The sequence below is a fragment of the Marinobacter bryozoorum genome (genome assembly GCF_023156245.1).
GTDB classification, from domain to species: domain Bacteria; phylum Pseudomonadota; class Gammaproteobacteria; order Pseudomonadales; family Oleiphilaceae; genus Marinobacter; species Marinobacter bryozoorum.
This window is the reverse complement of sequence record NZ_JAKZAH010000010.1, coordinates 79,125-102,368: the sequence shown is the minus strand read 5'-3', so window position 1 is coordinate 102,368 and position 23,244 is coordinate 79,125. Positions and strand designations below refer to the sequence as shown.

Sequence of the window (23,244 nt, the reverse complement as noted above, 5' to 3'; positions counted from 1 at the left end):
TGGCTCTGGCTCTGGCTCTGGCTCTGGCTCTGGCTCTGGCTCTGGCTCTGGCTCTGGCTCTGGCTCTGGCTCTGGCTGAGGTTCGGATTCGGGTTCGGGCTCAGGTTGCGGCACAGGTTTTGGCTCCGGGGCAGGCTCTGACGATGCCTCGGCTGCTGGCGCCCCGGCCAGCTGGATCTTCAGGGCGGGTGCCGTGGTACTGGCGTTGCCTTCCGTGCGCAGTTCCAGGGTGGGAACACCGGGCAAGGCCAGCCACAGGGTCATGGCGGTCAGGGCGATGGCGACGGCGAGGATGATGGCCCTGGCGGTCTGGCTCATTCCGCGGGCTCCGTCAGCAGGATCACCTCGCTGTACCCCAGCTCTTCCAGTGCGCGGAACAGCGCTTCCAGGTCATTCATGGCGGTAACGCCTGCTGCCCCAACCCGGAGCGGCTCCATCACCTCATCAGGGGCAGGCAGTGCATCAGCCAGGGCCTCTCGGGTGACGGGCTTGTTGGCCACCAGGTACTGCCCCTGTTCATTCACCACCAGGTCCGCCTCGGGTTGTTCGTCGGTGTTTTCCGCCGTCATTTCCGGCAGTTCGGGCAAGACAGTATCGGTCAGCTGCCCGGCCACGATAAAAAACATCAACAGCAGGAAGACCAGGTTGATCAGCGGCAACAGGCTGTCTTCGACGCGCTCCAGCAGTGACTTGCTGTCTTCGAAGGGTTCCGGGGTCAGTGGTGTCATGGTTGTTGTGTAGTGGGGCTGTCCGGTGCGGTGCGTTTCCAGTGGGCCTTGATGCCGGCGCTGTCGAGGGTGCTCAGGGTCCGGGTGAACTGATCCAGGGGTACGTCGCCGTCGGTGGCCAGGCGTACCTCCTGTTGCCCCTGACTGGCGAGGCGTTCAGTAACCTCGGCAAGGCTCCAGTCCTGACTGTCCCACTGTAGCTGGCCATCCGCCTGGAGTTGTAGCTGGGGCAGGGGCTCGCCGTCACCACCTCGACCCTCTGCAGTGTCGTTCTCCAGCTCCAGGTACCCGGTGGGCAGCAAATAGCTGGTGACCATGAAGAACACCAGCAGGATGAACACCACATCGATCAGTGGTGTCATCCGGATGGGCATGGGGCGTGCGGGTCTGGGCTTAACCAGCGGCATGGGCGACACTGGCCGGCTGATAGGGGGGCTGGCTGCTGCTGTCGGCAGTCCGGGCGGTACTGCGGGGGGCGTCCACTACGGTTTCCGTCTGGGCCGCATTGAGGATGCCCAGCAGCCGTTCATTCATCTGGCTGTTCAGGCGACGCAGCCGGAACTCACACCAGGCGGCGATGGCTGCGAAGGGAATCGCGATCACCAGGCCGGCGGCGGTGGTGCTCAGGGCCTCGTAAATGCCGCCGCTGAGCTGGCTGGCGCTGGCACGCCCTTCCGTTGTCGCCATGGCGCTGAAGGCTTCCATCATGCCCATGACGGTACCGAGCAGGCCCAGCAGCGGGGCCAGGGCGGCGATGACTTCGATGATTTTCAGGGGCGCCTCAAATGGCTGCAGCGCCTTCTGAGCGCCCTGAGCCAGGTTCTCCCGCAGCATGTCGGCCGGTTCGCGCTGGGTGACCCCGCTCATTGCCCGGCGGGCCAGGCCATGCATCGGATTACAGCGAGCGAAAAAGCCCGCCGGCTGGTCCGGTATGTTTGTTCGTCCGGCCTGCTGCCACCGTTCCACATCTCGGCGGACGCGACCGCCTGAGCGGGGGGAGAAGAGTGTGCCGGTGATGATCAGGTAAAAAAATGTGAGCAAGCCCAGAACAGCCAGCGCGATCAGGACATACATGACCGGCCCGCCCGTATCGACCAGGGACGCCAGTGGGCTTTGTGCAGCAGAAAGTTGGGGAGATTCAGGCATGGTGTCAGTCCTGATGGATAATTTAACGCAAACGATAACAATTTTTATTAGTAAGATCCAGTGTTCGTGCAGTCCGCGCAGGGGCGGGGCTGGTCTGTTAGACTGTTGCAAAGTTGATGTAATTCAGAGAATTCCAAGGAGAGAAGGCCTGCCTTTAATGATGTATTTGGACAGGGGAGACTGCGCCAGCGGCAAGGGAGGCCCGGCTTGATCCGTTCCTGGTTTGACCGTCTGGCCAACCGTGGCCTGGCACTGTTTGTCAGCGCCATCGTGCTGACCGTGGTGGCGGTCAGCCTGGTGAACATGGCGATCAGCCGCCAGGAGCTCGAAGAGCAGGCCCGCAGCCAGGTGGCCACGGTGGCTGAAATGCTGGCCTATGAGCTGGACCGCAAGCTTATTGAGCGCTTCGGCGTGCTTACGGAGGCGGCCTCAGCGGTGAGCATGGATGCGGTCTCATTTCGCCAGTTCTCGGGACTGATCATGGAACGCCAGCGGCCGGTCTCCCACCTGTTTGAACACCTGTTTCTGTTCGACCCGCAGGGTCGGGTGCTGGAAAGCTATCCTGAAGTCGCCGAACTGGAGGGCGCGAACCTCTCCGGCAGGGCCTATTTCAGGGATACGATTGATCAACTGACTCCGCAGATTTCCGAACCTTTTACCTCCTATATCCGCGAGCTGCCCACCGTGGTTATGACGGCACCGGTTTTTGACCATAACGGCGCCCTGGTTGGCGTGCTCTCAGGCTCCATTGTACTGACCTCCAATAACTTCCTCAGTGAAATCAGCACCACCGGTATCGGGAATGAAGGTTATATTACGCTGGCCTCCCGGTCTGGCCTGGTCCTGGTGCAGGAAGGCTATCTCAGCGGCATACAGACGGTGGCCCCAGACAACCCGGCTGACCGGGCGGCGACTGAGGGCTTCGAGGGTGTAACCGAGGGCGTGTCGCGGGACGGCGAGCCAGCCATGGTGGCGGTGCAGCAGCTGAACATGGCGCCCTGGTTTGTCTCCGCCACCTGGCCACTGGACGACGCCTATGCGCCTGCCAACCGGCTGGGTGAGAACCTGGCCTGGATCGCCATCATGGTGGTACTGGTGATGCTGCCGTTCTCGTTTTTCCTGTTCCGGCGTTACCTGAACCCCCTGCGGGAGCTGGCCGACCAGATCCACGCCCGACACCTGGGCATCCGGGAACAGCCTGTGGAGGAAGTGGGCTACCAGGAAATCCGCGAACTGGCCGAGGCCTTCAACCGGGTCATGTCGGACCGTACAGAGGTGGAAGCCAGGTTACGGGCCGAACAGCAGCGGGGCGACAGCATTCTCGGTGCCCTGCAGGAAGGCGTGGTGATGACCGACACCCTGGGCAACATCCGCTATGCCAACCTGGCTGCAGGGACGTTCCTTGGTCGGGTGGATGACCTGGTGGGCGCCCATTTATTCGAGCTGGTGAGCTTCGAAACCGGACATGAGCAGTGGAGCGCCGCACACTTCCTCGACAGCGACGAGATCCATGGCATGGACGGGGTGCTTCGCAATCAGCGCGACCAATCGCTGGATGTGGAGATCACCGTGCTGCATGTGAGCCGGGGCGAGCCGGATGAGCGCCTCGTCTTCGTGATCCGCGATGACAGCGAGCGCCGGCGCCAGGAACAGCAATTGTCATGGCAGGCTACCCACGACAGCCTGACGGGGCTGCTCAACCGAAGGGCTTTCTCGGCCGAACTGGTCAAGTGGCTTGCGCAGGCTTCCACTCTGGAGGTGCCGACCGTACTGATGCTGATCGACCTGGACCACTTCAAGCCGGTAAACGATGAGGGCGGGCATTTGCTGGGGGATGAGCTGTTGCGGAAACTGGCCGACATCCTCCGCCAGGCGGTGCGCAAGACCGACGCCGTGGCCCGCTTCGGCGGCGATGAATTCGCCATCCTGCTGCCGGCCTGCGGCCTGGATCGGGGTACGGGCCTGGCTGAACAGGTGCGGTCGGACATCGAGAAACTGAAACTGGCGCAGCAAGGGCGTCAGTTCGGTGTGACCGCGAGTATCGGACTGACGGACCTTAGTGCCGGCGACAGCAGTCCCCGGGAAGCCCTGGCCCGTGCCGACGAGGGCGCCTATGCGGCCAAGGCCCGGGGACGGAACCAGGTGGTTGCGGTGCCGTCTGCCGACGCCTGAGCGGTAAACGGCGCAGAAGGTGCCGGCTGGCTGATTGGACCGGCTAACAGCAGCGATCAGTGATGGTCGACAATGTCCCCTTCGCTGTAGAGGAACTCCTTGAGGAAGCCGGCAAAGTCGTCATTGTTCCGGCGCAGCCATTCGATGACCATGGCGGCGTGTTCCATCTCTTCCCGCATATTGTGCAGCAGGATGGCTTTCAGGGATTCATCATCACAGTCGTCGGCCCGCTGCTGATACCAGTCAACCGCTTCCAGTTCTTCCATCAGTGACACGATGGCATGGTGCATGTGCAGGGTTTTCTTGGACAGTTTCTCGCGAGGGGCGTGCAGGTTATCGCTGGCCATGGGGCCTCCTGTGTTGGTCGGGTTGGGTCTTTGTGCTTAAGGTTATTCCTGACTGTAACAAGCATAGCCGGGACTGCTGGCCTCTGGCCAGCCCGCCCTGTAATCAGGGCCTATCCCGCCCATTGCAGCCAGGCCAGCCAGAGCAGTCGCAGTGCCAGCAGGGTCAGCAGCAGGTTGAATACACGCTGAAAGGCCTGGTTGCCCAATCGTCCCAGGACATGCAGCCCCAGCCAGGTGCCCAGGAAACCCATGCCAACCATGGCGGCCAGGAACCACAGCCAGTCACGGAACACAAAGCCGGCCAGGCCGAACACCAGGGCCTTGGGCAGGTGCTGCAGGGTCATGGCTGTGGCAAAGGTGGCCACGGTGGTGAACCGGTCGGTATGGATTTGCTTGATAAAGGCGGCTACCAGCGGGCCCGTGGCTCCAACGAACAGGGAGATAAAACTGGTAAGGGCCGAGGCTACGAAAATCCCGGTTCGCCCCATGGCCAGCGGTGGCAGCTTTGGCCCCCAACACAGATAGAGTACGAATACGGCGATGGTCACTTGCCACACCCAGGCTGGCAGGCGCACCAGCAAAAGGCTCCCGGCCACGGCGCCGAGAAGGACGCCGGGCACGAAGGCTGCAATTACTCGCCAGTCAACGTGGCGCCAGGTCATGCCCATGCGCCCCGCATTGGAGCCCAGCTGGATCATGCCCTGGACCGGTATAATGGCCGCCGGTGGCACCCACATGGCCATCAGGGCCAGCAGCATTACCCCGCCACCCGCGCCGAGGGCAGCCGTGATCAGCGAAGTCAGGGTAGAGCATGCCAGTAATATGAGGGCAATTTCCGGGGCCAGGCCCGGGGGCAGAAGTGACAGCAAGGCATTCTCCACAACGGTAATGGCGGACCGGGAACCCAGCGTCACGCAGTAGGTCAGCGAATTAACCAAACGGGACACTAGTACGTCAGGGCGTCTGGCAGAAGGGTGTTTGTGCCAGCGCGGGCTGGTTGCACAGGACCTGGGTTGCCAGTTCTACATCGGCCACATAATACAGCGATGCCAGCCCCAGTCGATCCCGCCCGAGGTTGTGGAACACCATGCCAAAGGCGATATCGCCGGCACTGAAGCGTTCATGGTGTTTGGCAAAGTAGCGGGCCGGGCCACGCAGGTCTTCGTTTTCCATCAGGCGCCCTATGCGGGCGGCACCGCCGTGGTACGCCTGGATCAGCAACAGGGTAAACAGACGCTGGCGCTTGCCTTCCGGCAGTTGCTGGAAGTGTTTGTTGATCACCGGTTCCAGCACCCGGGCATTGTGGTTCATCAGCTTCATGGCACAGTCGAGCTGGGCCAGCCGGTGCCAGTGGTTGCGCTCCGCCACGCCGCAATCCCGGAGCACGACGGGCATAAGCTGCATGATGCCCCGGGCACCCGCCGCTGAATGGGCGCGGGTTTGTCCCCCGCTCTCGATCAGCAGCATGCCGGCCAGGTAACGGGGAAGTTCCGCTGGCAGCGACAGGCGCTGTTGCTGCCGGCGCGTCTCGTAGACATAGGTAAGGGCTTCATGAAGGTTGCCGGGGCCGTCCTGGCTGGCGAAATCCAGGTCGTCCCAGCGTCCCCACAGGCGGTCAGCGGGCGCCTTGCCCAGGTAGCGATCCAGGGCCTCGTTAAGCCGTGCATGGGGCTGGTCACAGCCAAGGGCGAAGGGGTAGCCGGTGGTGTTGGCATCGCCTGGTGTCCAGCCGGTGGCGCGACCCTGGCGGGCAAGCTTTTCCCGCTGCTGGTTCAGCTTTTGCTGGGTTTCTGCGCTGGTCTTTCCATCGCTGATATAGCCGATGAACTGGCCGCGGTGACCGAACAACAGGTGGCGGTCGGAGTCCGAGCAATAAGCGGATTCTTCCAGCACCCAGCGACGGATATCCAGGATATTGCTGAAGACACCCTGACTGCTCCAGTAGGGCGCGCTGCGGATGATCGCCTGCCAGTCTTCCACAGGTGCTGGCGCTTCACTGCGGGCCACCGGGGGCAGAGCGCAAAGCATGAACAGCAGCACCTTCAGCATCGGGTTGCGAATGGGCCAGGCAGTCATGTGGTTCCTCTGGGCTGGTAACAGACCAACGGGATTGGTGCGTTGTGTACCGGATTCGTCGGCGTGTGAGTTTGGTGCTGCTAACCTCGTAACAGCAAAAGGATGTAACCTCGACTACCTATACCGCAACACCCCGAAGAATCAAAACGACAACGGATTAACACCATGAAAGTTTCGGACTATCTGCAATACGACGCCACCGGCCTGGCCGACCTGGTACGCCGGGGTGAGCTGCCTGCCTCCGAAGTAACTGAAGCGGCCATCGCCCGGGCCGAGTCAGTGAACCCCGCCCTGAATGCTATCTGCCTGCCCCAGTATCAAGAAGCCCGGAGCCAGGCGGTCCATGCGGGCCCGTTCACCGGTGTCCCGATGTTGCTGAAGGACCTGGGGCAGGAGCAGGCAGGCCAGCCCTGCACCATGGGTAGCCGGGGGTTGCGAAACCGGGTAATGCCGGAGGACTCCGACTATGTGGTGAAGGCCAGGGAGGCTGGCCTGGTGTTTATCGGTCGCACGGCGACGCCGGAATTCGGACTCAAGGCGGTCACCGAGTCAAAGCTTTGGGGGCCTTCCCGAAACCCCTGGAATACCGACCTGACGCCGGGGGGCTCCAGCGGTGGTTCCGGTGCGGCGGTGGCCGCCGGTGTAGTGCCAGTGGCCGGCGCCAACGATGGCGGGGGATCTATCCGTATACCGGCGGCCTATAACGGCCTGGTCGGACTCAAGCCGTCCCGGGGCCGGGTTTCCTGGGGGCCCTATGCCGGGGAGAGCTGGATCGGTGCGGCCGATAACCACGTGGTCACGCGCACCGTGCGGGACGCCGCTGGCCTGCTGGATGTTCTGGCCGGCGGTACGGCCGGTGAACCCTTCCGCATTGCCGCTCCGCAAAGGCCGTGGGCGGAACTGGCCGCTGAGGCGCCGGGCCGCCTGCGCATTGGTGTATTCACCCGTTCACCCTATGGTGGTGAGGTCCACCCGGACTGCGTGGCTGCGGTTGAACAAACCGCCCGGCAGTTGGAGGCCCTGGGGCACCACGTGGAAGAGGCCGCCCCGGAGCTGGACGGTGACGCCCTGGCCCGGTGCTACCTTGGCATTTACTTTGGCGAAGTGCCGGTATTCATGGATATGGCCAAGGCTGAGGGCGCCGGCAACGAGGATGTCGAGCTGGACACCCGTCTGCTTGCCATGCTCGGTCGCAGTTTTCCGCTGCCGGAGTACGTGGCTATGCGCCAGCAGTGGAACGGGTTTGCCCGCGCCCTGGGCCAGTATTTTGGTCAGTACGACCTGTACCTTTGCCCCACCACCGCCCAGCCCCCGGCGCGCATTGGTGAGCTGGACCTGCCCCCGGCCATGCAGATGGTCTCGAAACTGCTGGTGCGGGCCCGTGCCGGCAAGCTGATGCTCAAAACCGGCATTGTCGACCAGCTGGCCATGGAGAGCCTGGCCCACACGCCGTTTACCCAGCTGGCCAACCTGACCGGCACACCTGCCATTTCCCTGCCCCTGGGCTGGAGTGATGAGGGATTGCCAGTGGGTGTGCAGTTCGGGGCTCCCCACGGCGAGGAGGGTCGGCTGTTGCAGCTGGCAGCACAACTGGAGGAAGCCGCGCCCTGGTACAGCCGGTACGAAAGCCTCTGGAAACGCGGCGTTGATGAAGTTTAATGACGGGCTTGTGATCTGCTGCCTTCATTCCCACGTTTATTTTTCAGGGTAGAACAGGCTATGCTGTATCTGACGGACAGCCAGCCTGGCTGCCCGTTTTCTGGAGCTGGCACCCGCACCAGCTCCCCTTTCAGATGGCATCGAGGAGGCGAGTACCATGAACCAACCGATGGCAATCGAAGAACTGGTTTCAGTAGCACAGGCGGAAGCCATGGGTGAGCTGGATGCGCCGATCATGGCCATCGTACTGTCCAGTGAACAGAGCTACGACCTTCCCATCAACTCCCTTGAGACCGATGCCGACAAGGCCCGTTGGGCCCTGATCCTGCGCGCTGCCCGGGAACATGTGGAGGCCGACGCCGTGGCGCTGCTGTACCCGGCCTGGACCACCATTCGCCAGCGCAACGCCGAAGCTGAGGCAGAAGCACGCCGGGAAAAGGAAGACACCCCGGAACCCATCGACACGCTGTTCGTCCAGCTCCATACCCGCGACCGGATCTACTGGCGCGGATTTGAGCAGATCCGTGATCCTCGCCATCAGCGGATCATTGGCTTTCGCAGTATCGGTGCCCTGTCGAACGATTACGAGCGGGAAGAGGCGCCCTCAGTAACCTCGTGGCTCAACACCCTGTTCGAGCCACTCCCCGAAGAGGGGGAGGAAACCGAGGTGGACAGGGAGCTGGCAGACCTGCTGGAAGAGCCGGAAGTGAGCGCGGCGCTTTACCCCCGGCAGATGCGTGCACTGCACTGAGGTAGCCATCATTTCACCTGAAAACCTGCCTGCCAGTTAGTGAGTGGTCTCATTGACTGGACAGCAGCGTCAGGCATAACTGGGCATGCTGCAGGAAATGACTGAACGCCTGCAGGTGTTCATCCGTTGGCTCGCTACCGGTAGCCCCGAAATCGGCATAGAACATACCCAGCATCCGGCCATTGGCCAGCAAGGGCCCGGTGAGTGCCGGCACACGCCCCAGCCAGGGGTCGAAACCCTGCTCGACAGTGTTGCGAGGCGGATGGTAGATGGTGCTGCTACCCAGGGGCAGTAACTGGCCAAGAGGGCCACTGCCGTCCCGGTTGATATAGAACTCCTCACGCCAACTGTCGGTCTGCGGCCCCACGCACTTGCGCAATGTCAGCCGTCGTCCTTCACGGTCAGACATCAACAGGGCAACCCGGGTCAGGCCAATGCCCCGGTGGAGTCCTTCGAGCACTAACTGGAAAACCGTATTGAGATCCGGTTTCTCGGTGAGGCTTTGGGCCAGGTCCCTCAGTATCCGCAACTGCAGGCCAGCGTCGATGGCCGGTGGTGAGGGGGCCTCCAGGTCACCACTGCCACCGGGGAGCAGTGCCTGGATCTGGGGAATGCCCAGGGATACCGCCACCTTGCTGGCTTCACCGGCATTCAGCCGGGCCAGCTCGCTGGCCTGTTCGGTATCACAGGCCCAGAAGGCGAGTTCGCCGATGGTCATCAGCAGTGCGCCGATAAACACTTCTTCGAGGGCCTGTTCGTTGCGCTTCGGTAGCAGGCAGCGGGCCTGCACAGCGGCGTGGATAGCCCGGGCCAGGCATTTGAGCAGCTGGGGCGGGAGCTGCGACCAAGCAGTGAGTCGACGATCAGCGAAGAAATCGCCATGGACTTCACCGAATCGAAACCGATCAGGGTGATCGCCCGGCTGACGGTGCTGCTGTTGCTGTCGGTTAGTTCATTGATACGCTTGAGTGTATTGGCCAGTACCGGCAGTTCAACACGGCTGAGGTAGGAAACCCATGCCTGGGTGGATGTCATCCTTGAGCCTGGCGGTGTGGTATCAGTCACGGTGCACAGAGCCTCTGGATCAATGGTGGATCGGTAATGTCACAATTGATTCATGGTACTACACTTCCGGTTTGGCCCCAGCGCACCGCGCCCCGCGGATACAAAAACCAACATTCGGGTTTCCGTATTGATTGCGTTATAATCAGCGGCTTTTCGTGCCGCGCCCACAAGGCGTCGGCCAGTGCCTGACGGAAGGTTTGTGATTTGTGATTGAACTCGACCAGGTTCAGAAATCCTACCAGGTGGGCGATCGGGCGATCCCCGCGTTGCACCCCACCGATCTGACCATCGACACCGGCGAGGTGTTCGGCATTGTGGGCCATTCCGGCGCCGGCAAGTCGACCCTGGTGCGGCTGATCAACCTGCTGGAGCGGCCCACCGGCGGCCGGGTGCTGGTGGATGGCGAGGACGTTACACACTATGACGCCGCCGAGCTGCGGGCTTTCCGTCGCAAGGTGGGCATGATATTCCAGCACTTTAACCTGCTGTCGTCCCGCACCGTTGCGGACAACATCGCCTTTCCCATGAAGCTGGCTGGTATCTATTCGAAAGCGGAGATTCGCGACCGGGTGGCGGAATTGCTGGCACTGGTCAGTCTGACCGATCAGGGCAACAAGTACCCGTCCCAGCTTTCCGGTGGCCAGAAGCAGCGGGTAGGTATTGCCCGGGCGCTGGCCTGCCGGCCGACCATCCTGTTGTGCGACGAGGCCACCAGTGCCCTGGACCCGCAAACCACCCAGTCGGTGTTGCGCCTGTTGGCGGAGATCAACCGGGAGCTGGGGCTGACCATCGTGCTGATTACCCATGAAATGGATGTGGTGCGGCGTATCTGCGACCGGGTAGCGGTGATGGACGGCGGCCGGATCGTGGAGATGGGGGCGGTCACCGATGTGTTCCTGCACCCGGAGCATCCTACCACCCGGGACTTCGTGTTCGAGAGCGAGAATGTGGACCGGGATGAGCTGCAGCAGGACCTCCAGCATGCCCCCGGCCGGATTCTTCGACTGACCTTCAGGGGTGAGTCCACTTATAAGCCATTGCTGGGTCATGTTGCCAGGCAATCCGGGGTGGATTTCAGCATTCTCTCGGGGCGTATCGACCATATCAAGGATACGCCCTATGGCCAGCTGACGCTGTCGCTGGTGGGCGGTAACCTGGATCAGGCCATGGCCGAGTTTGAGGCGGCGGATGTCCATGTGGAGGTGGTGCGATGATGGATTCCCTGCTGACGAACGTGGACTGGGTGGAGATTGGCTGGGCCAGTTGGGACACCCTGGTGATGGTGGGCATGTCGCTGCTGTTCAGTGTGCTGATCGGTCTGCCGGTGGGGGTGCTGCTGTTCCTGACCGGCAAGCGGCAGTTGCTGGAGCAGCCGGTGGCCTATGCCATCCTGTCGTTTATCGTGAATGTGTTGCGGTCGGTGCCGTTTATCATCTTGCTGATCGTGATGATTCCGGTGACGGTGATGATAATCGGCACCTCCCTGGGTGTGGCTGGGGCGATTCCGCCGCTGGTGGCTGGCGGTGCCCCGTTCTTTGCCCGGTTGGTGGAGACGTCCCTGCGGGAGGTGGACCGGGGGATTATTGAGGCGACCCAGGCGATGGGGGCCAATGTGCGGCAGGTTATTTTCGGGGCGCTTTTGCCGGAGGCCCTGCCGGGTATCATCGCAGGTATTACGGTGACGGCGATTACGCTGGTGTCCTACGCAGCCATGTCTGGCGTGGTTGGCGGCGGTGGTCTGGGTGACCTGGCCATTCGTTTCGGTTATCAGCGGTTCCAGACGGACGTTATGGTGATTACTGTGGCGTTGTTGGTGGTGTTTGTGCAGCTGTTGCAGATGCTTGGGGATCGGCTGGTTTTGTATTTTAGCCGGAAGTGACTGTTACGGTTTTTGGTAAGTTGATTGGTGGCTTCGGTGGAGAAGCCTTCCAGCCGATAAGCTTTCCCCGGACACGCCTCGCAAGTACGTCCATGTAGGGCTCCGTCGCGCCATCCATGGCGCTCCAGGGTCCGGGGAAAACTTCTCAGCCGGAAGGCTCCCAAAGTTAGGAGTTGCCTTCGGGTTTGAACGAATTTTTGTCGTCAATTGGGAGAGTTTTATGAATTTCAAGAAAACACTGGTTGGTTTGACCGCGTTTGCGGCCTTTTCCGGCGCACAGGCGGAGGAAACGCTTTCTGTTGCGGCGACGGCGGTTCCCCATGCGGAGATCCTGGAGTTCGTGCAGCCGGCTCTGAAGGAGAACGGTGTGGACCTGCAGGTGAAGGTGTTTACCGATTACGTGCAGCCGAATATCCAGGTGGACCAGAAGCGGATGGATGCGAACTTTTTCCAGCATCAGCCGTACCTGGATGAGTTCAACGATGGTAAGGGCACGGATCTGGTGACCGTGACCGGTGTTCATATCGAGCCGTTCGGGGCCTATTCCCAGAAGGTGGACTCGCTGGATGCGCTGGAAGAGGGCGCTACCGTGGCGATCCCCAATGACCCCACCAACGGTGGCCGTGCGCTTCTGCTGCTGCAGGATGCCGGGCTGATCAAGCTGAAGGATGAAAGCAAGATTACCGCCACGCCGCGGGACATTGCCGAGAATCCGAAGAACCTGGACTTCAAGGAGCTGGAGGCTGCCACGCTGCCGCGTATCCTGAACCAGGTGGACCTGGCGCTGATCAATACCAACTATGCCCTGGAAGCAGGTCTGAACCCGTCGGAAGATGCGCTGGTGATCGAAGGTGCCAACTCTCCTTACGTGAATATCCTGGTGGCCCGTCCGGACAACAAGGACTCCGAGGCCATGCAGAAGCTGGCAGAGGCGCTGACGTCCGAGGACGTGCGTGCGTTTATCGAAGAGAAGTATGAAGGGGCGGTTGTGCCGGCGTTCTGATCCGGCCCGCTTTCTTCAGGTTCAAAAAAACCGGCCCGCGTAGAAACGGGCCGGTTTTTTTGTCTGCGAGCGCCGCACTGCACAGGCAGTGCGCGGTACGACGCTGGCGAGGTTTTAGTCGCCTGACCAGTTGGACTTGGGGTCCGGGGTCATGCGCAGGTAGGACTTCACGGCTTTGTAGCCCTTGGGGAAGCGCTGTTTGATTTCGTCCTCGTCCTGCAGGGACGGTACGATCACCACGTCATCGCCGCGTTCCCAGTTGCCCGGAGTGGCCACTTTGTGGTCGTCGGTCAGTTGCAGGGAGTCAACGACCCGCAGCACTTCGTTGAAGTTGCGGCCGGTGCTGGCGGGATAGGTGATGATCAGGCGAATCTTCTTGTTCGGGTCGATCACGAACAGGGAGCGCACCGTCAGGCTGTTGTCGGCATTGGGGTGGATCATGTCGTACAGCTCGGACACCTTGCGGTCCTCGTCGGCGATGATCGGGAAGTTCACCGAGCAACCCTGGGTTTCGTTGATGTCGCTGATCCACTCCTTGTGGGAATCCACCGGGTCGACGCTCAGGGCGATGGCCTTGACGTTGCGCTTGGCGAATTCGTCCTTGAGCTTGGCGGTCAGGCCCAGCTCGGTGGTGCACACCGGGGTGAAGTCGGCCGGGTGTGAGAACAGGATTCCCCAGCCGTCACCGAGCCATTCGTGAAAACGGATGGTACCTTCACTGGACTGCTGTTCGAAATCAGGTGCGGTATCACCAAGACGTAAACTCATACCTTCTCCTCCGTTGTCGGTACTGCGGCCTGCAGTGATCTGCAAGGCTCTGTTAGATGTCCGTAAGGCTGCCGGTAACCGTTGTCAGCCGGCAGCAGGGTCTTATACCCAACAGTTATGGGACCGAAGGCGCCACTCCACAAGGGGGCAGGCGCCCCGGTGTTATACGATTTCGTAATCGGGTTATGCCGACAGCGTCATCAGACCCCGATCTTTCTCTGGTTTTCAAAGTGCTCCCGGGTCAGGCGGAATACCACCGGGCTGAGCAACACCAGGGCCACCAGGTTGGGTAGTGCCATCATGGCGTTAAGGGTGTCAGCAAGCAACCAGACAAAGCCAAGGTTAAGGGTAGCACCGATCGGGATCGCCAGGATCCAGAGCACCCGGTAAGGCACGATCGCCTTGACACCGAACAGGAACTCCACGCTGCGCTCGCCGTAGAAGGACCAGCCCAGGATGGTGGTAAAGGCAAAGATCGCCAGGGACACCGCTACCACGTAGTTGCCGCCGGGGATGCCCAGGGCGAAGGCGTTGGAAGTCAGTGCAGCACCGGATTCGCCACTGCTCCAGGCGCCGGAGGTGATGATCACCATACCGGTGATGGTGCACACGATGATGGTGTCGATAAAGGTACCCAGCATCGCTACCATGCCCTGGTTAATGGGGTTGCGGGTCTGGGCGGCGGCGTGGGCGATAGGGGCGGAACCCAGGCCGGCCTCATTCGAAAAGACGCCCCGCGCCACACCAAAGCGGATAGCAGCCCATACGGCGGCGCCGGCAAACCCGCCCTCGGCAGCGGTGCCGGTGAAGGCATCGGTGAATACCATGGCAAAGGCAGCTGGCAGTTCAGTGGCATTGACCGCCAGCGCGACCAGGCCGATCACCACATAGGAAACGGCCATCAGCGGGACCAGGGCGCTGGCCACCTGGCCAATACGACGGATGCCACCGATCAGGACCAGACCGACCAGTACGGCAAGGATGACGCCGGTCAGCCAGTGGGGCAGGGCAAAGTTGGTTTGCAGGACGTCCGCCACCGAGTTGGCCTGCACGGTGTTGCCAATGCCGAAACCGGCGATGGCGGCGAAGATGGCGAACAACACGCCCAGCCACGCCCACTTCTTGCCCAGCCCGTTACGGATGTAATACATGGGACCGCCGACATAGTTGCCGCGCTCGTCCACTTCCCGGAAGTTCACCGCGAGTACCGCTTCCGAGTACTTGGTGGCCATGCCAACCAGGGCGGTCAGCCACATCCAGAACAGGGCCCCGGGGCCCCCCAGGAAGACGGCGGTGGCGACACCGGCAATGTTACCGGTACCGATGGTGGCCGACAGGGCGGTCATCAGCGCCTGGAAAGGCGGGATGTCACCTTCATTCTCTGCGTCACCACCCGTACGGCCTTTCCACATCAGGCGAAACCCTTCACCCAGCCGGAGGATGGGCATCAGCTTGAGACCCAGGCTGAGGAACAACCCCACCCCGAGAATCAGCACCAGCATGGGCGGTCCCCATACCAGGCCGTTAATGGCCGAAACGAGATTGCTTATGGCTTCCATGAGTGTCTCCGTCGCAAGCCCCTTCCTGCAGCGTCTGTTGCGCGGGGCTTATTGATTCTTTTTAAGGTCCGCTTGAAGTTTAGCCGGTCAGGCGTGTATGTAAATGTTTCAAATCAGTGAGTTGGGAACTTTCTTCGATTTTGGTGAGAAACTGAACATTTCGTTTCGCCAGCTTCTTGCTAAGGTTATAGGCAAGCCGGTTGTCCCGGGTGCCTCGCAACACGAAGCCGGTGCGGCCTGGACCGGTCAGCGAACTGGCCGGTGGAACACAAGGAACAGGAAGACGATCATGATGCGATCACTGAAAGCCTCGGACATCATGTGGAACCACATTGAACCCGTACGGCTGGGTACGCCGTTGCCAGCATTGGTAAAGCATCTGTTACAGAACCATGTAACCGGTCTGCCCGTAGTGGATAAGGACCGCAAGGTGGTGGGCTTTGTGTCAGAGCAGGACTGCATCCATGCCCTGCTGGTCAGTAACTACCACAGCGAAGGCGAGCCCTCGGTGGATGACGTGATGAAGGGAGAGCCGGTTACCATCAGTCCGGAGATGTCCGTGGTCGACCTTGCCCAGAACCTTGGTCACGGCAAGCCCAAGGTTTATCCTGTGGTGGATCATGGCCGGCTGGTGGGCATTGTCACCCGCACGTCCATTCTGGCGGAGCTGGCCCGGGTTGGTGCCGGTATTGATGTAGGCCGGTTTGCCGGGGCTGACTGACCGGGAATATTCTGTTCGGCCTGCCCTCCACCGGTTTATTCTGAAAGTCTATCGGAGGTTAGGTATGGAACTGTTGGCAAGCAATGTCTGTTTTGGTGGCGAACATCGCCGGTATCGTCACCGCTCTGAAGTGCTGGACTGCGACATGGAGTTTGCCGTTTTCCTGCCACCTGCGGCCGTCGCCCGGGAGCCGGCATCGGTTCCGGCGCTGTACTGGCTCTCCGGGCTTACCTGTACGGACCAGAACTTCATGCAGAAGGCCGGCGCCCAGCGCCGTGCCGCCGAGCTGGGGATGGCCCTGGTCTGCCCGGATACCAGCCCCCGGGGCGTGAACCTGCCCGGCGAAGACGACAGCTATGATTTCGGATCCGGGGCCGGGTTCTATATCAACGCCACCAGGGAGCCCTGGTCCCGTCATTACCGCATGTACGACTATGTGGTATCCGAGTTGCCGGCATTACTGGAGAGGGAGCTGCCGCTGACCGGCAAGCGCAGCATCAGCGGCCATTCCATGGGCGGCCATGGTGCGCTCATCTGTGCCCTGAAGAATCCGGGGCGGTACCAGTCGGTTTCGGCCTTTGCGCCTATCGCGAATCCCACCAACTGTCCGTGGGGACGCAAGGCCTTCAGCGGTTATCTGGGTGAGGATGAGGAAGCCTGGAAAGCGTGGGATGCCACCCTGCTGATTCCGGAAGCGGAAGAAAGGCTGCCGCTGCTGGTGGACCAGGGCACGGCAGATGATTTCCTTGAAGAACAGCTGTCACCGGAGGCCCTGGCGGATGCCTGTGAGAAGGCCCACCACCATATCGACCTGCGCATGCACCGGGGTTATGACCACAGCTACTTCTTCATTGCCTCGTTTATTGATGATCACCTGGACCACCACGCCCGGGGACTGGGGCTGGCGTGACCACCACTCAAGCCTGGTAGTCCCACAGCGCCTGGAAGTCCATGGGGGGCATCATGTCGACTACTTCAACCGCACGTATGTTGAACTCCAGTAAGTCCGTAGTGCGCCGGAAACCGGTCAGGTAGGCGCTGCCCCGAGGGTCGTTGATGGCTTTCACGACATGCCTGCTGCGTTCTACCGGACGGTGGGTGACCACGGCAATCTCGTTGTTGGCCAGGCGGACCAGCGCCCCTGGCGGGTAGGGGGTGAGCGCGTTAAGCAGGGCCTGGAAGAGTTTGGGGCGGGTGCTCTCCCGGGCGGCATCCGCGATGGCCTTGCGGGCCTGGGTGATGTTTCTCCGGGGCCGGTAGCCACGACGGCTGATCAGGGCCACGTAGTGCTCGGAAAGCGCCAGGATGCTGGCCTCCGGCAGGATGGTGTCACCCTCAAGCCCCTCGGGGTAGCCACTGCCGTCAGAGCGCTCATGGTGCTGCATGATGATCTTCAGTAGCAGGCGGTTCTCAATGCCCGCATCGTGGAGTGCGCGGGCGGCCAGCTGGGGATGGCGGTGGATGATCGTGCGCTGCTGATCCGTAAGTCCGTGGCTGGAGGCATTCAAACGGTCCAGGATTGGCATCAATGCCAGGTTAGCGGAAAGCGCGGCTGCCATCAGTACCACCCGCCGGCCCTCTTCCATGCCCAGTTCTGTGGCGGTGAAGTGGCAGACAATCGAGTAGAAAAGTGATTGCTCTGTGGCCGTGGGTTCCACCGAATACAGGTGAACCAGCGCCAGGGTGGGGTCCGGTGCTTCGCGGCAGATCCGGTCAATCAGCCGGGCCAGGCCCAATAGCTTGAGGCGGGCCTCCGGGTCGCGGGCCGAAATGGCCTGGTGTGTGCGCTTCAGGGTTTTCAGCAAGGCGCGGTAGTCCGAGAAGGGGTTGCGCTCACCTTCGGCTACATCTTCCTGGACTTCCTCGTCCGGGTTTTCCGCCTGGCGGGGATAGAACATGCCCCGTTTGTAGAGCTGCTCCAGCTGGGTGTCACTCTGAACAACGTAACCCTGGGCCAGCAGTACCTCACCCTGGTTGTCGAAGACCGGCCACGGCAGGGGTTTGCCCACAACCAGGACGCCCGGGGCGACCCGGACAAGACCCTGGCTGAGGTCGGCAGACTTACTCTCCGGCATGGCTGACCACGACACCCTGGCCGGCGGTGACCATCCGTTCACGGACGTCGTCGGGAAGGGTTTTCTTGCTGAGGGTAGCCGGGTCAATCATGACGTAGACTACGTCCGCCGTGGCGATGGGCGTCTCATCCGGGTATCGGACAAAGTTCACCTCAAGGGTAAACGAGGTATTGCCAAGCCGCTTCACACTGATGCGGGCACTGAGCACCTCGTCAAAGCGAGCCGGCGCGGACCAGTTGAGGGTCATACTGACCACCTGCATGTCCAGGCCGGCATCGAGCATATTCTGGTAGTGGCCGAATACGGCGCGGATGTATTCGTTAACGGCAATGTCCACATAATCGGCGTAACGGGCGTTGAACACTACCTGTTGGGCGTCGCATTCGCCGTAGCGGACCCGGAAGCGGAATTCCATAGGGGTATCACTCATGACCTCTCCTGTTGTTCCCGTAAGCTCACAGTGTAACCGGCCCGGACCGATTGTCATCCACCCGGCACTCACCTGAGTGCCGGGTGGAGCAGCAACGGGTTGTCAGAACTGGAACTTGCGCACCAGCTCGGACAACTCTGTTGCCAGCCGTGACAATTCCTCGCTGGAGGAGCGGGTCTGGTTGGCGCCGGTGGCAGACTGGGCGGCCAGGTCACGGATATTGGTCAGGTTGCGGTCCACGTCCCGGGCCACCTGGGCCTGCTCTTCGGCGCCGCTGGCGATACTGGCGTTGCGGTCGTTGATGTCGGTCACCGCCTGGGCAATCCTGGCCAGCGCCTCGCCGGCTTCCCGTGCGATGCCCAGGGCCTCATCGGAGCGTTCGCTGCTCCTGGTCATGGCGTTACGGGCGTTCTGGCTGCCGTCCTGGACGGCGCTGATCATGGTCTCGATCTCTGCCGTGGAATCCTGGGTGCGCTGGGCCAGGTTGCGCACCTCGTCGGCCACTACAGCAAAGCCGCGTCCCGCCTGGCCAGCACGGGCGGCTTCGATGGCGGCGTTCAGGGCCAGCAGGTTGGTCTGGTCGGCGATCTCCCGGATCACGTCCAGCACGGTGCCGATGCCGCTGGCCTTGCTGGCCAGTTCCTCGACATAGTGGACCGTCTGTCCTATGTTCTTCGCCAGGTCTTCCATGGCCAGCACGGTATCCGCCACTTTCTCGCGCCCACCCTGGGCCTGCTGGTTGGCTTCGCGGGAGGAGTCTGCGGCGGCACTGGCGTTCTGCGCCACGTCATCAATGGCAGCCGTCATCTCGTTAACGGCGGTGGCGGCCTGGTCCAGCTCGTCGCTCTGCTGGTTCATGCTACGGCTGGATTCGTCGGTAACGGCACTCAGTTCTTCGGAAGTGGATGCCAACCGGTCGGAGGAGCCGGCGATGGTGCTGATGGTGCCTCGCAGGTTGTCCTGCATGGTGCTGACTGCCTGCATCAGCTCGGCCATTTCATCCTTGCCGCGGGTATCGATGCGGGCGTTCAGATTACCGCCGGCAATGGTGCGGGCCACGTCGAGGGCATGGCGGATCGGACCAGTAAGGGAACGGGTGATCACCAGGGCCAGGAGCAGGGTGAGGGCTACACCCACCACTACCGCAATGATAACGCCGTTGCGAACGTTGGCGGCCTTGCGGTCTGCCTCAGTCGAGGCTTCCTGGACCCGCAGGGTCTGCAGGTCCATTAGCTGGTCAAGTATGCCGGTCATTTCCTCGGTTACCGGCTCCAGCTCGTCATCGCGAACCTGTCGGGCACGGTCGGACTGGCCTCGCTCAGCATAGGAAATCACATTGCTGTGGGCTTCCCAGAAGCGTTGTTCGGTGGCCAGGAACTGGTTGTAGATGGACTGGTTCTTCTCACTCTGGATCAGCCCCTCGTAGGTTTTCTGGGCCTTGTTGAGTTTGTCGCGGGTGTCCACGAGCCGACCGATCAGGGGCGCTCGGGTGGCCATGCTGTCGGCGCCAATCATGGCTTCGGTATGGATGCGAACCCGCTGGAACAGCTGGTTCATTCGGTTGACCGCCATGATGGTCGGCGCCCGGTGATCGGTTACCGCCTGCAACTCCTGCTTGAGCTGGCTGGTCTGGAATAGCGCGTAACCGCCCAGGGCCACCAGTATCGCCACAAGGAAGCCGAACGCCAGCGACAGTCGCAGGCCGACACGTAGATGTCTGAACATGGATTGAATCCCGTAGATTAATAGAGCGAATAAAAAAGGGTCGTCATCATACCGGTAAGTTTTATCGGCCTCTGTTCCAAAATGTTAACTGGTTCCGGTTTGCGTCTTCGGTCTCCCCGTCAGCCGATTAACCTTATCGATATTTGATATTTGTCACCGCCCGGGCAGCCCCTTATCATTGCGCCCTTTTTTGGTGCAGGGGTGCTCATGGGGGCAAGGAACGAACGACTACGCTGGCAGCTCACAGCCGGGGTGCTGCGGGCGCTTCACCTGGAGAGCCTGGCAACCCGCTATAGCCGCAAGGCGGTAATGGCCGGATTCAGCCTGATCAATGGCGGGGTGAGCATTGCGCTGGTGGCATTTGTGGCCCTGGTCACCCAGGAGGCGTTTATCTTTCCCTCCCTCGGGGCCACGGCGTTTATCCTGTTCCATGTGCCCATGGCGGAGCCGGCCTCACCACGCAACACCCTGTGCGGTCACTTCCTGGGGGCGGTAATGGGACTGTTGAGTCTGTACGTGTTCGGCCTGCAGAACCACCCCTCGGCCTTCCTGGAAGGGGTGGACGGTGCCCGGGTCGGGGCGGCGGCACTGTCCCTGGGCCTTACGGGCTGCCTGATGGTGCTGTTCCGGGTCCCCCATCCGCCGGCGGGTGCCACGGCACTGATCGTCTCCCTGGGTCTGATGCCCGACCCGGCCCAGCTTCCCATTCTGATGGCCGGGGTGCTGATCCTGCTGGCCCACGCGTTCATCATGAACCGGCTGTCCGGCATTCCCTATCCGCTGTGGCGTTCCCGGGGCAACGGGGCTGCCGGGGCGGCGCTGGCGAAGCCGCTGTGATCAGGCCCCATATTAAAGCCTGGGTTGAAGCTGGTCCTTTCAATCCCGCTCCTCCGCCTCCTCTCGTAGCGTATCGGCCACATTGAATGTTTTGCGCACCCGCTCGGCAATCCGGTTTTTTTCGCCGCTCAGGTCCAGTTGTTCCAGGACTTCTGCCAGGGGTTCTGCCAGTTCGGCGTGGCGGCGGTGGAGGTAGTGGTAAAGGGTGAAGCGGGTGACCGGTTCCGGAAGGATGTACAGATGGTCCCAGTGCTCATCTTGCAGGGGAGAAAAGCCCTCGACGCTGGATATTAGTGCGAGGTCGACGCGGCCCCAGTCGAGCATGGCCCGCATTTGCTGGTAGGTGTCAGCACGTACCGGCACCATGCCCAACGCTTTCGCCGTTTGTTCCGCTATGAGGACGCCTCGGCGGACCGCGACTCTCAGTTTCCTGTCACCGCTGTCTGCCTTCAGGTCCATGCCTGGAACGGCGGTCACAGCGAGTACTTCGCCTTCAAGGAGGGGATAGGGCACGCGCACCAGGTTCGGATAGCGATCGCCAACCTCGGCTATGCGAAAGAGGTCGCCGTCTACCTGACCGATATCGGCCATCATAAGGGCTCGGCGGGAAGGCACTTCCCTGGTGAATACATTGATTCCAAGGTCACCATAGGCCGCACGAAGCAACTGCTCCGCGAGCGCGGTGCTGGGAATGTCTGCAATGGTGGCAAAGCGCAATTCGACCGGCTTGTCGGTCGGGTCCCCGAGGACCGGGGGGGCGCTAGCCAGCAGCAGAGTGACAATGACGCTCTTCGCCCACATGGTGGTGTACCGAAAGAGAATGGGAATATTTCTTTCTAGCGTAGACAATAAGGGGCGAAATTTCCGTTCGGATTTGTAAGCCCCGTCAGATGCTGGCGTTACCAGGGCGGGTATACAGATACAACCGGGTACCCAGTAGAACGGCGGCGGTGGCCAGTCCGGCGGTGATGCCGACCCAGAATCCCGGCGCCCCCATGGCGCTCACGACGGCATCCGTGAAGGTGAGCACGTATCCCAGGGGCATGCCCACGCCCCAGAAGGAGAACAGCATGATGAACATGGGAATGCGGGTGTCCTTGTAGCCCCGCAGGGCGCTGATGCAGCTGACCTGGATGACATCCGCAATCTGGAACACGGCAGCGTATTTCAGCAGTAGGGTGGTGACCGCCTGTACCTGGGGATCACTGGTATACAGCCGGGAGATGGGGCCGGCGAACAGGAATAGGGTGACTGCAAACACCAGGGCGGTGGCAGAGGCCAGTAACAGGGAGCTGCGGGACAGCAGGTGCGCCGTGGCCGGGGTATTGGCGCCCATCAGGAAGGCAACCCGCAGCGTGAGCGCCATACCGATGCTCAGGGGCAGCATGAACAGCAGAGACGTTACATTGAGGGCGATCTGGTGCCCGGCCACTACCACTGGCCCCAGTGGCGCCAGGAACAGGGCGATCACCGAGAACATGCTGGCTTCCACAAAGATGGTGAAGCCAATGGGCAGGCCGATGCGCAGGATGTAACGGATATTCGCCGGGTCTGGCCTCACCCAGTCAGCCACCAGGTGGAAGTGTTTGTAGACCGGACTGCGATTGAGGTAGAGCACCATGGCCACCGCGGCGATGGCGTTGGAAATGGCGGTGGCCCAGCCACAGCCGATACCGCCCATCTCCGGCAGGCCGAACTTGCCATAGATCAGTGCCCAGTTCAGGGGCAGGTTGATGAGCGTGCCCAGTACAGAGAACGCCATGATCACCCGGGTGTGGCCCAGGCCGTCGGTGAGGCCTCGCAGCGCCACCATCAGCAGCATGAAGGGCACGCCCCAGGCGAAGGCGTCCAGGTAACCCTCGGCAATATCCGAGGTCTGCTGGTCCAGGTTCATCAGGTTGAACACCGGGCGCACATTCACCACCAGCACAATCATGATCACCGCACTGATAGCACCGATGTACAGCCCCTGCCACGTTGCCGGCATGATCTTCTGCACCGCGCGGGAACCGTTGTAGCCGGAAATAATGGGTTGCAGTGCCCCAAGCAGTCCCATAAAGAACAGGAACAGGGGCATCCAGATGCTGCTTCCGATACCGACCGCTGCAAGGTCCTCGGCGCTGGCATGGCCGGCCATCACGGTATCGATGACGCCATTGGCCATCTGGGCAATCTGCGCCACCAGGATGGGCCCGCCCAGCAGGGCGAGGGTGCGCCATTCCCCCAGTATGCGAGGGATCAGTGGCGCCCGGGTGTCGGGGACTGGCTGGTGTTCGTGGTCGAGCATGGTGCAGCGGGTAATC

At 61.6% G+C, this 23,244-nt stretch carries 25 protein-coding genes; 9 read left to right on the top strand and 16 right to left on the bottom strand.

Translation table 11 applies throughout. The annotated features are described in order from the left end of the window. The 4 genes from MLC59_RS08180 to MLC59_RS08165 form a co-directional block, all read right to left on the bottom strand. Window positions 1–318: hypothetical protein (locus MLC59_RS08180; RefSeq protein WP_427901708.1), on the bottom strand; the 318-nt coding region annotated here is incomplete at its 3' end. Then, complete coding sequence (locus MLC59_RS08175) at window positions 315–728, bottom strand: ExbD/TolR family protein (protein ID WP_091851701.1); 414 nt, start codon at window positions 726–728, stop codon at window positions 315–317. The genes MLC59_RS08175 and MLC59_RS08180, both read right to left, overlap by 4 nt. Beyond that, window positions 725–1,135: an ExbD/TolR family protein gene (locus MLC59_RS08170; RefSeq protein WP_248233230.1), complete on the bottom strand. Its 411-nt coding sequence runs from the start codon at window positions 1,133–1,135 to the stop codon at window positions 725–727. The genes MLC59_RS08175 and MLC59_RS08170 overlap by 4 nt, the downstream gene beginning before the upstream one ends. After that, window positions 1,122–1,874 (bottom strand): MotA/TolQ/ExbB proton channel family protein, encoded by a 753-nt coding sequence (locus tag MLC59_RS08165; protein WP_248233228.1) that lies wholly within the window; start codon window positions 1,872–1,874, stop codon window positions 1,122–1,124. The genes MLC59_RS08170 and MLC59_RS08165 overlap by 14 nt, the downstream gene beginning before the upstream one ends. A gap of 207 nt (window positions 1,875–2,081) precedes the next feature. Between MLC59_RS08165 and MLC59_RS08160 the strand changes: the two genes are divergently transcribed. Beyond that, window positions 2,082–4,046, top strand: a complete 1,965-nt coding sequence (locus tag MLC59_RS08160) for a sensor domain-containing diguanylate cyclase (protein ID WP_248233226.1) — start codon at window positions 2,082–2,084, stop codon at window positions 4,044–4,046. 56 nt (window positions 4,047–4,102) lie between these two features. Here the strand turns inward: MLC59_RS08160 and MLC59_RS08155 are convergent, their stop codons facing one another. From MLC59_RS08155 to MLC59_RS08145, 3 genes are all read right to left on the bottom strand, one after another. Next, window positions 4,103–4,393, bottom strand: a complete 291-nt coding sequence (locus MLC59_RS08155) for a ferritin family protein (RefSeq protein WP_248233224.1) — start codon at window positions 4,391–4,393, stop codon at window positions 4,103–4,105. 110 nt (window positions 4,394–4,503) lie between these two features. Further along, window positions 4,504–5,274: a sulfite exporter TauE/SafE family protein gene (locus MLC59_RS08150; protein WP_248233237.1), complete on the bottom strand. Its 771-nt coding sequence runs from the start codon at window positions 5,272–5,274 to the stop codon at window positions 4,504–4,506. Between the two features lie 73 nt (window positions 5,275–5,347). Next, complete coding sequence (locus MLC59_RS08145; protein ID WP_248233223.1) at window positions 5,348–6,469, bottom strand: lytic transglycosylase domain-containing protein; 1,122 nt, start codon at window positions 6,467–6,469, stop codon at window positions 5,348–5,350. A 165-nt stretch (window positions 6,470–6,634) separates the two neighbouring features. Between MLC59_RS08145 and MLC59_RS08140 the strand changes: the two genes are divergently transcribed. Continuing rightward, the gene (locus MLC59_RS08140; protein ID WP_248233219.1) at window positions 6,635–8,128 is read left to right on the top strand and encodes an amidase; all 1,494 of its coding nucleotides are present in this window, start codon (window positions 6,635–6,637) and stop codon (window positions 8,126–8,128) included. Between the two features lie 157 nt (window positions 8,129–8,285). Then, on the top strand, window positions 8,286–8,879 hold the full coding sequence (locus MLC59_RS08135) for a hypothetical protein (RefSeq protein WP_248233217.1): 594 nt from the start codon (window positions 8,286–8,288) through the stop codon (window positions 8,877–8,879). 49 nt (window positions 8,880–8,928) lie between these two features. On the opposite strand, the gene MLC59_RS08130 is transcribed toward MLC59_RS08135, so the two are convergent. Together MLC59_RS08130 and MLC59_RS08125 are read right to left on the bottom strand one after the other, a co-directional pair. Then, a complete protein-coding gene (locus MLC59_RS08130) occupies window positions 8,929–9,669 on the bottom strand; it encodes a GAF domain-containing protein (RefSeq protein WP_248233215.1) in 741 nt (246 codons plus the stop codon). After that, a complete protein-coding gene (locus MLC59_RS08125) occupies window positions 9,597–9,914 on the bottom strand; it encodes an HDOD domain-containing protein (protein WP_248233213.1) in 318 nt (105 codons plus the stop codon). Before MLC59_RS08125 ends, MLC59_RS08130 begins: the two co-directional genes overlap by 73 nt. Window positions 9,915–10,150: 236 nt before the next feature. On the opposite strand from MLC59_RS08125, the gene MLC59_RS08120 reads away from it, so the two are divergent. The 3 genes from MLC59_RS08120 to MLC59_RS08110 all read left to right on the top strand — a co-directional run bounded on the left by MLC59_RS08120 (window position 10,151) and on the right by MLC59_RS08110 (window position 12,826). Beyond that, entirely contained in the window at window positions 10,151–11,158 is a 1,008-nt protein-coding gene (locus MLC59_RS08120; protein ID WP_248233212.1) for a methionine ABC transporter ATP-binding protein, read from the top strand. Then, on the top strand, window positions 11,158–11,823 hold the full coding sequence (locus MLC59_RS08115) for a methionine ABC transporter permease (protein WP_248233236.1): 666 nt from the start codon (window positions 11,158–11,160) through the stop codon (window positions 11,821–11,823). The genes MLC59_RS08120 and MLC59_RS08115 overlap by 1 nt, the downstream gene beginning before the upstream one ends. Window positions 11,824–12,043: 220 nt before the next feature. After that, window positions 12,044–12,826, top strand: a complete 783-nt coding sequence (locus tag MLC59_RS08110; RefSeq protein ID WP_248233210.1) for a MetQ/NlpA family ABC transporter substrate-binding protein — start codon at window positions 12,044–12,046, stop codon at window positions 12,824–12,826. A gap of 114 nt (window positions 12,827–12,940) precedes the next feature. On the opposite strand, the gene MLC59_RS08105 is transcribed toward MLC59_RS08110, so the two are convergent. After that, window positions 12,941–13,594 carry a peroxiredoxin gene (locus tag MLC59_RS08105; protein WP_248233208.1) on the bottom strand — a complete coding sequence of 218 codons (654 nt, stop codon included), beginning with the start codon at window positions 13,592–13,594 and terminating at the stop codon, window positions 12,941–12,943. A 200-nt stretch (window positions 13,595–13,794) separates the two neighbouring features. Then, window positions 13,795–15,153 (bottom strand): alanine/glycine:cation symporter family protein, encoded by a 1,359-nt coding sequence (locus tag MLC59_RS08100; RefSeq protein ID WP_248233206.1) that lies wholly within the window; start codon window positions 15,151–15,153, stop codon window positions 13,795–13,797. Between the two features lie 292 nt (window positions 15,154–15,445). On the opposite strand from MLC59_RS08100, the gene MLC59_RS08095 reads away from it, so the two are divergent. Both MLC59_RS08095 and fghA read left to right on the top strand, forming a co-directional pair. Beyond that, complete coding sequence (locus tag MLC59_RS08095; protein ID WP_248233234.1) at window positions 15,446–15,874, top strand: CBS domain-containing protein; 429 nt, start codon at window positions 15,446–15,448, stop codon at window positions 15,872–15,874. A gap of 64 nt (window positions 15,875–15,938) precedes the next feature. Next, window positions 15,939–16,784 carry an S-formylglutathione hydrolase gene (gene fghA / locus MLC59_RS08090; RefSeq protein WP_248233204.1) on the top strand — a complete coding sequence of 282 codons (846 nt, stop codon included), beginning with the start codon at window positions 15,939–15,941 and terminating at the stop codon, window positions 16,782–16,784. A 7-nt stretch (window positions 16,785–16,791) separates the two neighbouring features. On the opposite strand, the gene MLC59_RS08085 is transcribed toward fghA, so the two are convergent. The 3 genes from MLC59_RS08085 to MLC59_RS08075 form a co-directional block, all read right to left on the bottom strand. Then, on the bottom strand, window positions 16,792–17,949 hold the full coding sequence (locus MLC59_RS08085; RefSeq protein WP_248233202.1) for an HD-GYP domain-containing protein: 1,158 nt from the start codon (window positions 17,947–17,949) through the stop codon (window positions 16,792–16,794). Then, entirely contained in the window at window positions 17,936–18,379 is a 444-nt protein-coding gene (locus tag MLC59_RS08080; RefSeq protein ID WP_248233201.1) for an acyl-CoA thioesterase, read from the bottom strand. The genes MLC59_RS08085 and MLC59_RS08080 overlap by 14 nt, the downstream gene beginning before the upstream one ends. Before the next feature lie 102 nt (window positions 18,380–18,481). Beyond that, window positions 18,482–20,104, bottom strand: a complete 1,623-nt coding sequence (locus tag MLC59_RS08075; protein ID WP_248233199.1) for a methyl-accepting chemotaxis protein — start codon at window positions 20,102–20,104, stop codon at window positions 18,482–18,484. Window positions 20,105–20,311: 207 nt separating this feature from the next. On the opposite strand from MLC59_RS08075, the gene MLC59_RS08070 reads away from it, so the two are divergent. Beyond that, on the top strand, window positions 20,312–20,941 hold the full coding sequence (locus MLC59_RS08070; RefSeq protein WP_248233197.1) for an HPP family protein: 630 nt from the start codon (window positions 20,312–20,314) through the stop codon (window positions 20,939–20,941). A gap of 39 nt (window positions 20,942–20,980) precedes the next feature. Here the strand turns inward: MLC59_RS08070 and MLC59_RS08065 are convergent, their stop codons facing one another. After that, on the bottom strand, window positions 20,981–21,742 hold the full coding sequence (locus tag MLC59_RS08065) for a type 2 periplasmic-binding domain-containing protein (RefSeq protein WP_248233194.1): 762 nt from the start codon (window positions 21,740–21,742) through the stop codon (window positions 20,981–20,983). 85 nt (window positions 21,743–21,827) lie between these two features. Further along, window positions 21,828–23,228 carry an MATE family efflux transporter gene (locus MLC59_RS08060; RefSeq protein WP_248233192.1) on the bottom strand — a complete coding sequence of 467 codons (1,401 nt, stop codon included), beginning with the start codon at window positions 23,226–23,228 and terminating at the stop codon, window positions 21,828–21,830. Window positions 23,229–23,244 lie beyond the last annotated feature (16 nt).